The following is an 8,835-nucleotide window of genomic DNA, read 5'->3' as shown; positions in this document are numbered from 1 at the left end:
CGTTTTTTCGGCATCGGCATATCCATGACTTTTACCTCTCATGATATGCCCCGCCCACAAAATCCCGGACAGGTCCGTCGGGGCTTGCAGTCCCACGACATCGAAAAAATACACCAAGGTTCGATTGCCGATCAGGCGAAAATAATTCTTCGGGTTGCTCAGGCTTGGTGGTTTTCCCGCGAACTGACGCACCACCCCATTTCGCACCATGCGGTAGGCCAGCGCCTCGATCTTGACCCAATCGCGCTTGCTCAGCATTACGGTATTCCGACCGGATACCTTGATCTTTCGGATGACTTCAACGTCAGTGCCTTTTTCGCGACTTGTCACGAAACCAAGGATGGTTGGAAGCCGGTCGATTCCGGTGTCGGGGTGATGTATCGGGTCCATCTTCGGAAGCTGGAAGCGCCGTTTGACAACTACATACCACTTGGGCCGCAGCCGTTGCCTCGACCAAGCGAACAGTGCGCTTGGGTTACCGCACTTCCGTTTTGTCATTCATTTGAGGGATGGCCGGGAGTCGGATTATTGCCGTTCCACCACGATCCGCGTGTAGGCCAGCACTTCTTAGAAATGTTCGAAGGTGGCGAGCGGTTGTTTCCGCCGGACCCTCTTGCCGACGTTGCCGCTGAAATTCTGGCTTGCGGCGAAATCCCGAGCGACATCGTGGAGGCTGCACTAGAGTCGTATGCAAATTATCCTTACGGAATAATTTCCGAGCATCTACCGGCTTTGCGCAAGGAGATTTCAACACTCGCGAATCTGGTGGACTATCGACGGCTCCTGACAGAGCAGCGGATTGCGCCTCTTCTTGCAGACCCAAAGTGGGTTGAGCAGATGCTTGGAGCGGTAACGGCGAAAGCAGTCGCGGTTAGCCGTGTAAAAATTTCACCGTCGGATGCAGCCCCCGAGGCTGACTCGGCCACTTGAAACTTCAAGCCTACAGGCCATCGCTATGTTCAAAAAATCGATGCGGCGAACCGCCGCGACTATTGGTGCGGCAGCGACGGCATATTCCGCTGTCATGTGGCACGTATCTGCACAGGCAGGGATCGCGGCTTCAGCTTTGCCGTTGGCTGCAGACAAGGCAATCAAGTCGCTTCAAACCCTTTCGTCGCAAGAGAATCTTTGGGCTGCACAGGGGGCGGTTGTCGCTGGCGTTCTGTTCGCCATCGCCATCTTGCTTGAGGACGATTGATTCGGAAGTTCCAGTGTCGCAAGGCCGCGTCGGTCGATGTATAGGACTGGTCGAGCCTGCTAGGCTGGCGACCCACACATGCGCCTTCCGGACAGGGCAGCGGAGTCGGTCTGGAAAGAGTTCAGGGACGGCAATCCCGACATGAAGAGTGTCGAGCATATACGGTTCGATCGTCCGTATTAACGGCCACCACAGTTATGAAAAGTCGGCTGACGGAATTCTTCGGGTCTGATTTCGAAGTGGGTAATCCCCCCGAAAAACCGGGGTGATCAGAAGTAGAATTTTCTCGTTGAGGGAGTTCTACAGCATGAAGAAATCAAGATTCACGGACAGCCAGATCATGGACGCGCTCAAGCGCGTGGAATCAGGTCTGTCGGTGCCGGACCTGTGCGGGGAACTGGGCATCAGCACGGCGACGTTCTACAAATGGCGCTCGAAGTACGGCGGCATGGACGTCTCGCTGATCGTGCGGATGAAGGAGTTGGAGGCCGAGAATGCCCGGCTGCGCAAGATGTACGTCGAGGAGAAGATCAAGGCCGAGATCGTGGCGGAGGCGCTCGCAAAAAAGACTGAGGCTATCTTGCCGGCGTGAGATGGCCATGCATGCGGTGTCCAGCCGGGGCATTTCGATCCGGCTGGCATGTGAGGCATTCGGGATCAGCCAAGCCTGTTATCGGTACGTCAGTCGGCGCAGCGCCGAGAACGACGAGATTGCAAACTGGCTGCTGCGCCTGACGGACAACCATCGGAACTGGGGCTTCGGGCTGTGCTTCCTGTACCTGCGCAACGTGAAGGGCTTCTGCTGGAATCACAAGCGGGTGTACCGGATCTATCGCGAACTGGAACTGAACCTGCGGATCAAGCCGCGCAAGCGGCTGGTCCGGCAGGTACCGGAGCCGCTGGCGGTGCCGTGCGCCGTCCCAGGTCTGGTCGATGGACTTCATGCACGACCAACTGGCCGACGGGCGCAGCATCCGGCTATTCAACGTGATCGATGACTTCAACCGCGAGGCACTCGGCATCGAGATCGACTGCTCATTGCCATCGGAACGTGTGATCCGTGCGTTGCGGCAGATCATCGGATGGCGCGGCAGACCCAAGGCGATTCGGTGCGATAACGGGCCCGAGTACCTGAGCACAGCGATCATCGAATGGGCCCGACAGTACGGCATCAGGCTCGACTACATCCAGCCGGGGAAGCCTCAGCAGAATGCGTATGTCGAACGATTCAACCGGACCGTGCGGTACGAATGGCTGTCGCAGTACCACTGGGAAGACTTTGACCACATGCAGCGCTTCGCGACCGACTGGATGTGTTTAATCACGACTGCCCGAACATGGCCCTGGGCGGATTTACGCCAAAGCAGCGGCTGGCCATGGCCGCTTAGTTTCTACTTCTCCGGCAGCGAGCTTTTCACGGGCTTCGTCGCGCTTCTTCCGTGCGGTCGCCAATGCAACTTCCGGGTAGACGCCGAGCGAGTAGCGCTTTTCCTTGCCCCCAAACCTGTATTTGAGCCGCCACCACTTGCCCCCGCTCGGGGCGATTTCCAGATCGAGGCCGCCTCCGTCGAACAGGCGCACGGGCTTGTCGGCAGGCTTGGCGTTCCGGATGGCTGTATCGGTTAGTGGCACGGGGGCAACTCCTGACGGGTAAGGCAATTTCGGGTTAGTTGCCCCCAATATTGCCCCCGGCTGTCTACGCACCACACGGCACTTTGCCGGAATGAAAAAACCCGCGAAGCCTTGTGCTGTCGCGGGTTTTGGGACTTCCGGGAATTTCCCGGAACTATGTCATGGTGCCCAGGGCCGCACCCGCTAAATTCTAGTGAAAGCGCCGTGTCGTATGGGCTATAGATTTTTCGGATTTGATGCTTACCCCCATTCTTACCCTCGTTTGATGCCGGTGTCGGTAGTGGTCACTGGTGCGCGGCGGCCTCGTCTTTCGCGAGATTGGCAGGGACCTGGGATATCATCGGCCCCGCTATTGAGCGGAAAATGACTTGTTCCAAAGTAGGAGGTGGGAAATATGCGTTATAACCGTGTTCTTGTTTATCACCCTATTGCGGGCGAGATTCCGGATTTTCATCGTCGAAAGCTTAAGCCGGGGCGGAAGCGTTTTCCCACTGGTACGCCACAAGCATTGCTGAATATCGCGCATGACGCAATCTTTGATTTAGTTGCTCCGAAGTCGAACATTAATTATCTAGGCTGTGGATATGACTTGATGGATGATCGAAGTGCATTTCGAGAATTCTTTGAGTTTCGTCAGGTGGTGTTGAATTATTCGCGTAAATTTTTATCTTCGATTTCGTGGGCTGTGGAGAAAGACTGGTCTCGCGTGAAGTATGTTGAGCCGGGATCGATGCGACACAATCTGGATTTGATCCGCTTTGAGGCATCAGAGAAGATCTGTTGTTCTGAGGCGCAGGGCGAGATTTATGCTCATCTGAACGTGTTGCGGGAGATTTGGTTTTTGCCAGGGATTAACATTGCTGACGATGACCCACTTTCTTTCTCTGTACCAGTTAATGACCGCGCCCGGATCCTGACGTGCCATTTTTCGGTGATGGCATTAATGAAGTGTGATGAGGCGGTGCTGGCTCGCCGGGCAGGGCGGCACGACTTTGCAATGGAGGCTGCAATTCTTGCGGCTCAGGCAAATAGGCATGCATCTGAATTTAATGGATCTATAACGAAGGCGATTATGGATGCGGCCGCGTTTGATGCGGTGCAAAGTCGGATAGCATCGCGTTCGGCAAAGAAGGGGTATTTAAATGGGGAGAAATATAAGGCAAAAAAGAAGGTGTATGAATTGTGGTTGAGGTGGAAAAATGGGGAAATTGTTTTTAAAAATAACTCGAAGTTTGCATTGCATGTTGTGACTGTTTTTGATGTGCTTGAGAGTACTGGTGTTGTCGAGAAGTGGCAGCGCGACTGGCGGCAAGGGAAGGATATTCCCGATGTGTGACAGGGTAGTCCCTACTCTGCTGGCAGAGTAGGGATCATGCTCGTTATGTTTGCACCCTCCCAGCTGGGGTTCAATCGTGCTGGTTGAACTGTAGACGTCGATAGGCGCAACCCAAGATACTCCGGTTGTTTCATGTGGTTCCACATGGATTCGTTATCGGAGTACGTATGCAACAAAATGAACTGAGCACTATCGGTACATCTGAGCGCTTGATTCGCTTCGGTGAGGTGCTTTCCCGCACGCAATTGTCGAAAACCGAAATCTATCGCCGCATCAACGCAGGGACGTTTCCCGCCAGCTTGAAGCTTGGCCTACGTGCTGTAGCATGGCGAGAGGCAGACATTGATGGCTGGATTCGCAAGCTAACGCAACAGCGGAGTGCTTTGAATCACGGTGGGCGCTAACGATGGCGCTGCTTCAAACTGTGCGCGTTGCGGTTCGTGGTCGTCAGGTCTATACTGCAAAAGCCGCTGAAACAGCAGTGGCCCGGATTGGCGTCCGGAACTGTACTGGCGGACAACCGCCAATCGGCGGTATTTTTTCGTCCGCACATCAAGCGCCTTCTATGGTCGGGCCTTGGTGGGGGTGCGTTCGCGCACGCCGGTTCCCAGTACGCCGGTACGCCAACCCTGCCAAGTGCTCGGCCACCCTCATTGGCGTGAGGGGCCGGGTTTCGAACCCTTGTACTGGAGGCTGCACCGTGCGCCAAGCCCTCGCTCGTCCTGAGCAATCCAAATTTTCCTCCAATCTGCTGTCGATCGTCCGTGCCGCGTTGCGTGACGCGGTGAATGCGCCGAGTGACGTTGATGCGCTCGATATCTCCGCTGCTGCGCTGCTGGCCGTCGCGGCCTGCCTTCAAGGCGAGGTGCGTCATGGCTAATACGAGCAACGTGCGTGAACTGCTGAAAGCTGATCCGACCATCGAAGACCTAATGGATTTGATGGACAAACTGGATGCGCGTTTGAGCGGCATCGGCAATCTGGCCCGCGTGTGCGCGGATATCGCGGGTGACAAGCAAGGCGGGACGGTGCATGTCGACGTTGCCGCGATGGGCGGTACGATGAGCTTCTTCGCTGCCGAAATCGCGTCCGCACGAACGTCCATCACAGACATCTACAAGTCAGTCGGCGCGCTGCGTCACGGTCGTTGAGGAGATCGCTCATGACCGCGACTACAGAACGCGAACGCGCCGAACTGGCGCTGGCAACGATTCCGGCCGACTTGCCGCGGGAAACCTGGTGGAAGGTCGCCGCGGCGCTCAAGCACGAGTTTGGCGATGAAGGTTTCGGCCTGTTTGACGGTTGGAGCCGCACCGCCGAGCGCTACGATGCGGCCGCTGCACGCGACACGTGGAAGTCGATGAAGCTCTCGGGCGGCATCCGGATCGGCACGCTGTATGCGCTGGCGAAAGATCATGGATTCAACCCAAAGGCCAGTCGTCCCGCCGTTCGGCGGGGCGACGATGACGCGCGCCGCGAGCGCGAGCGGCAGGTCCAGGACGCCGAATCGCAAGCGTCGGCCGCAACGCAACGCGCTCGAGCTGCGGATCGTGCACAGGCGCTGTGGGATGCAGCTATTCCAGCGCCGGCCGATCATCCGTATCTGGCTCGTAAGGGCATTGAGCCGCACGGATTGCGCCTCTATCAGGGGCCGCTACGTGTCGGCGGCATGTCGTGCGACGGCGCGCTTGTCGTGCCGCTGCGCAACGCTGACGACGTGCTGACGTCGTTGGAATTCGTGTCTGTCGACGGGGATAAGCGATTTCTGTCCGGTGGGGCAAAGGCCGGATCGTTCTATCTGATCGGCGACGACATGCGTTGCATCGTGATTGCCGAAGGGTACGCGACGGCCGCGTCGGTGGTGGCGGCCGGATTCGCGGCGGCCGTGGCGTTCGATGCCGGCAATCTGGCCCGCGTCGGTCGGGCGCTGCGGATTCGCTACCCGAGCGCAACGCTGGTATTTGCCGCCGACAACGACGCGAAAGCCGATGGCAGCAATCCGGGCGTGAAGGCGGCGACCGACGCGGCCGGCGCCGTGTCGGGCGTCGTCGCGACGCCCCCGACCGGACTCGATCTGAACGACTTGCACCAGAGGGATGGCCTGGCCGCCGTCCGCGCGCTGATCGACGCCGCCATGCCGCCGACCTGGCCGACGCTCGCTGACCGGCCATGCTGGCGCGTATACGGCGATTGGATCGAGATCGAGGGCGTGCGCCGCAAGCCTGGCGTATGGCATCACAACTTCAAGCAGCGCGAGGGGCAAGAGCCCGTCATGGTCGACGAGTGGATCTGTTCGCCGCTGTACGTCGACGCGACGACATCGGATCGCGAGGACGAGAACTACGGTTTCCTGCTGCGCTACGTGTCGCGTCGCGGCATGTGGAAGAAGTGGGCGATGCCGGCCGAAATGCTGGCCGGCGACGGAGCCGAAGCGCTCGGCATCGTCTTGTCCGGTGGCGTCGAAATCTCGCAGCACAAAAAACGCGAAGTACTGCGGTACGTCGCCAGTCAGCACCCCCGGCGACACATGCGGGCCGCGACGATGACGGGCTGGCATGAAGGCGCGTTTGTGCTTCCCGATGAGGTGATCGGCGCGGATGACGTGTGGTTTCAGGCGGCCGGCCGCACTGCGCCCTACGGAACGGCAGGTACGCTAGACGGCTGGAAACAGGGCGTGGCCGCGCTGGCGTCGGGAAATCCGCTGCTGATGCTCGCTATCTCGTCGGGGTTTGCCGGCGTGTTGCTCGATCCGCTCTGTATTGACGGCGCGGGCCTGCACATCTATGGCGATTCCAGTACCGGCAAGACAACGGCACTCGTGGCGGGTATCTCTGTCTGGGGCGGGCATTCGTTTCGCCGGCAGTGGCGCGCGACCGCGAACGGCCTGGAGGGGGCCGGCACGATGCACACCGATACGTTGCTCGCCCTGGACGAGATCGGCGAATGTGCGCCGCGCGACCTCTACGAAGCCGCGTATGCCCTTGCCAACGGCACGGGCAAGAGTCGGGCGAACAAGCACGGCGAGGCCCGTAGGGCGGCGCAATGGCGGATTTTCGTGCTTTCTACCGGTGAGACGACCATTGCAGCCCGCATCGAGTCGGGCGGCATCGAGGCGAAGGCCGGCCAGGGGCTGCGGATTCTGGACATTCCGGTGTCCGGCAAGCACGGGCTGTTCGACGATCTGAAGGGCGCTGATTCGGGCGCGCGCCTGTCGGACGCACTGCGGGATGCGGCGTCGCGCCACTACGGGCACGCCGGCCGCATGTTTGCCAAGTGCCTGGTGTCGGAGCGCGGCCAGGGCAAGGAATTGTCCGAGCAGCTCGCATCTGTCCTGGCGAAATTCGATGCGCCGGATGGGCAGGAACGGCGAGCGGCTCGCGTCCTTGCGGTGGCCGCGCTGTCGGGCGAACTGGCGATCCGGTTCGGCATTGTCGATTGGACGGCCGGGGAGCCGACCGAGGCCGCGATTCGCGCGTTCCGTTCCTGGCAAGCGAACCGTGGGGCGCGTGGCCGAAGCGCCGAGCATATGGGCGTGATGCAGGCGGTTTCCGACTTCATCGACCGATGCGGCGATGCCCGATTCTCGGACATTGACGCGAGCGGTTCGCCGCTGATGCCGATGCGGGACCGGGCGGGCTATTGGCGGATGGACGGCGGCCGCCGACTGTATCTGTTCACGTCAGCCGGCATCAAAGAGGCGATCAAGGGTTACGACCTGAACCGGGCACTTGCTGCGTTGGACGCGGCCGGTGCGCTGTCGAAGAAGCAGGGCGGGCAGCGTTCGGTTCCGGTTCGCGTGCCTGATGGGCGTCTCGTGCGCCTCTACTCGATCGACCCGGAGCAGCTTGATCCAGAGGGGTGAGCAGGGCCGCGACCGTTTCGGCGTGGGACGGCCGGCGCGATTGGATAGAGGGTCGCGCGTCCTGAATTTGGAGGTAACAGCAGTAACAGAAGTAATGTCTTAAAAATCATCGGTTTATCGCTGTCGGATGGGAGTAACGGGGAAGTAACTGAGAAGTAACAGGACACCCCTGTCGAGGCATGTGCATTCGGCTGTTACTGCCGTTACTTCCGCTGATACTGCCGAAGTAACGGCGTAACCCGATGATTTTTAAGGACGTTACTGCTGTTACTGCCGTTACTCCGCAAAAATCGATAACGAATGTCGAATTAAGCCGACTGCACCTCCCCTCTGGTACAACTCCGGCCTGTCGATACGTCGAGGTCGGACGGCCTAGGGTGCGTCGCGAGTCGATGCGAGACGTTAATGAGATTAGTAGTACATAGTGAAATAGTAGTTGCGTGAGCAACGATAACTCTCCCGGATTCCGATGACGGGATCGGGCCTCAACCTGTGCGACAGCACATTTTTTAGTGAGTGAAAACATGAATCGAACTGGTAATTCCACGCTCAACTTTGTTGATCGGAACGTGCTGCTGAATCAGGCGACAAAGGGCGAGTTGGAGCGCATCGAGGCGAGTCTTCGAGGCGAGCTGAACGGCCGCGCCGGTTTCTCGGCGATGTCGGCCGGGGGCAAGCGTGTGCGGGCGCTGGAACATCTGACTTCCCTTCGCGGGCTCTTGGCGTCGTTGGATGACGCTTCCAGCGAAACGGGCGCAGCTGGCTTGACGGACTGCTGACGGCCGTAACGCATGAATTGTCGGCCGT

At 59.0% G+C, this 8,835-nt stretch carries 8 protein-coding genes and 2 pseudogenes; 9 read left to right on the top strand and 1 reads right to left on the bottom strand.

All coding sequences use genetic code 11. The features are described 5' to 3' along the window. From AC1RQF_RS25655 to AC1RQF_RS25645, 3 genes and pseudogenes are all read left to right on the top strand, one after another. A partial coding sequence (locus AC1RQF_RS25655) for an FRG domain-containing protein (RefSeq protein ID WP_492873245.1) occupies window positions 1–930 on the top strand: 930 nt, incomplete at its 5' end. A gap of 25 nt (window positions 931–955) precedes the next feature. Continuing rightward, entirely contained in the window at window positions 956–1,198 is a 243-nt protein-coding gene (locus AC1RQF_RS25650; protein WP_273998708.1) for a hypothetical protein, read from the top strand. Window positions 1,199–1,505: 307 nt separating this feature from the next. Next, window positions 1,506–2,586: pseudogene (locus AC1RQF_RS25645) on the top strand (IS3 family transposase). Between the two features lie 10 nt (window positions 2,587–2,596). Here the strand turns inward: AC1RQF_RS25645 and AC1RQF_RS25640 are convergent. After that, window positions 2,597–2,830, bottom strand: a pseudogene (locus AC1RQF_RS25640) (Arm DNA-binding domain-containing protein); the annotation flags it as partial. Window positions 2,831–3,224: 394 nt separating this feature from the next. Between AC1RQF_RS25640 and AC1RQF_RS25635 the strand changes: the two are divergent. The 6 genes from AC1RQF_RS25635 to AC1RQF_RS25610 all read left to right on the top strand — a co-directional run bounded on the left by AC1RQF_RS25635 (window position 3,225) and on the right by AC1RQF_RS25610 (window position 8,807). Continuing rightward, window positions 3,225–4,166 carry a hypothetical protein gene (locus AC1RQF_RS25635; protein ID WP_492873244.1) on the top strand — a complete coding sequence of 314 codons (942 nt, stop codon included), beginning with the start codon at window positions 3,225–3,227 and terminating at the stop codon, window positions 4,164–4,166. Window positions 4,167–4,333: 167 nt separating this feature from the next. Further along, entirely contained in the window at window positions 4,334–4,570 is a 237-nt protein-coding gene (locus AC1RQF_RS25630; protein WP_492873243.1) for a helix-turn-helix transcriptional regulator, read from the top strand. Window positions 4,571–4,866: 296 nt separating this feature from the next. Continuing rightward, the gene (locus AC1RQF_RS25625; RefSeq protein WP_492873242.1) at window positions 4,867–5,046 is read left to right on the top strand and encodes a hypothetical protein; all 180 of its coding nucleotides are present in this window, start codon (window positions 4,867–4,869) and stop codon (window positions 5,044–5,046) included. Next, window positions 5,039–5,317 carry a hypothetical protein gene (locus tag AC1RQF_RS25620; RefSeq protein WP_492873241.1) on the top strand — a complete coding sequence of 93 codons (279 nt, stop codon included), beginning with the start codon at window positions 5,039–5,041 and terminating at the stop codon, window positions 5,315–5,317. Before AC1RQF_RS25625 ends, AC1RQF_RS25620 begins: the two co-directional genes overlap by 8 nt. An 11-nt stretch (window positions 5,318–5,328) precedes the next feature. After that, window positions 5,329–8,028 carry a DUF927 domain-containing protein gene (locus AC1RQF_RS25615; protein ID WP_492873240.1) on the top strand — a complete coding sequence of 900 codons (2,700 nt, stop codon included), beginning with the start codon at window positions 5,329–5,331 and terminating at the stop codon, window positions 8,026–8,028. A gap of 524 nt (window positions 8,029–8,552) precedes the next feature. Continuing rightward, window positions 8,553–8,807, top strand: coding sequence for a hypothetical protein (locus AC1RQF_RS25610; protein WP_492873239.1), 255 nt, complete (start codon window positions 8,553–8,555; stop codon window positions 8,805–8,807). The last annotated feature ends 28 nt before the right edge of the window (window positions 8,808–8,835 follow it).

The sequence above is a fragment of the Burkholderia sp. GW821-FHT14F03 genome (genome assembly GCF_058803765.1).
Note: the sequence above shows the minus strand (reverse complement) of the source record. Positions and strands in the feature narration are given on the sequence as shown.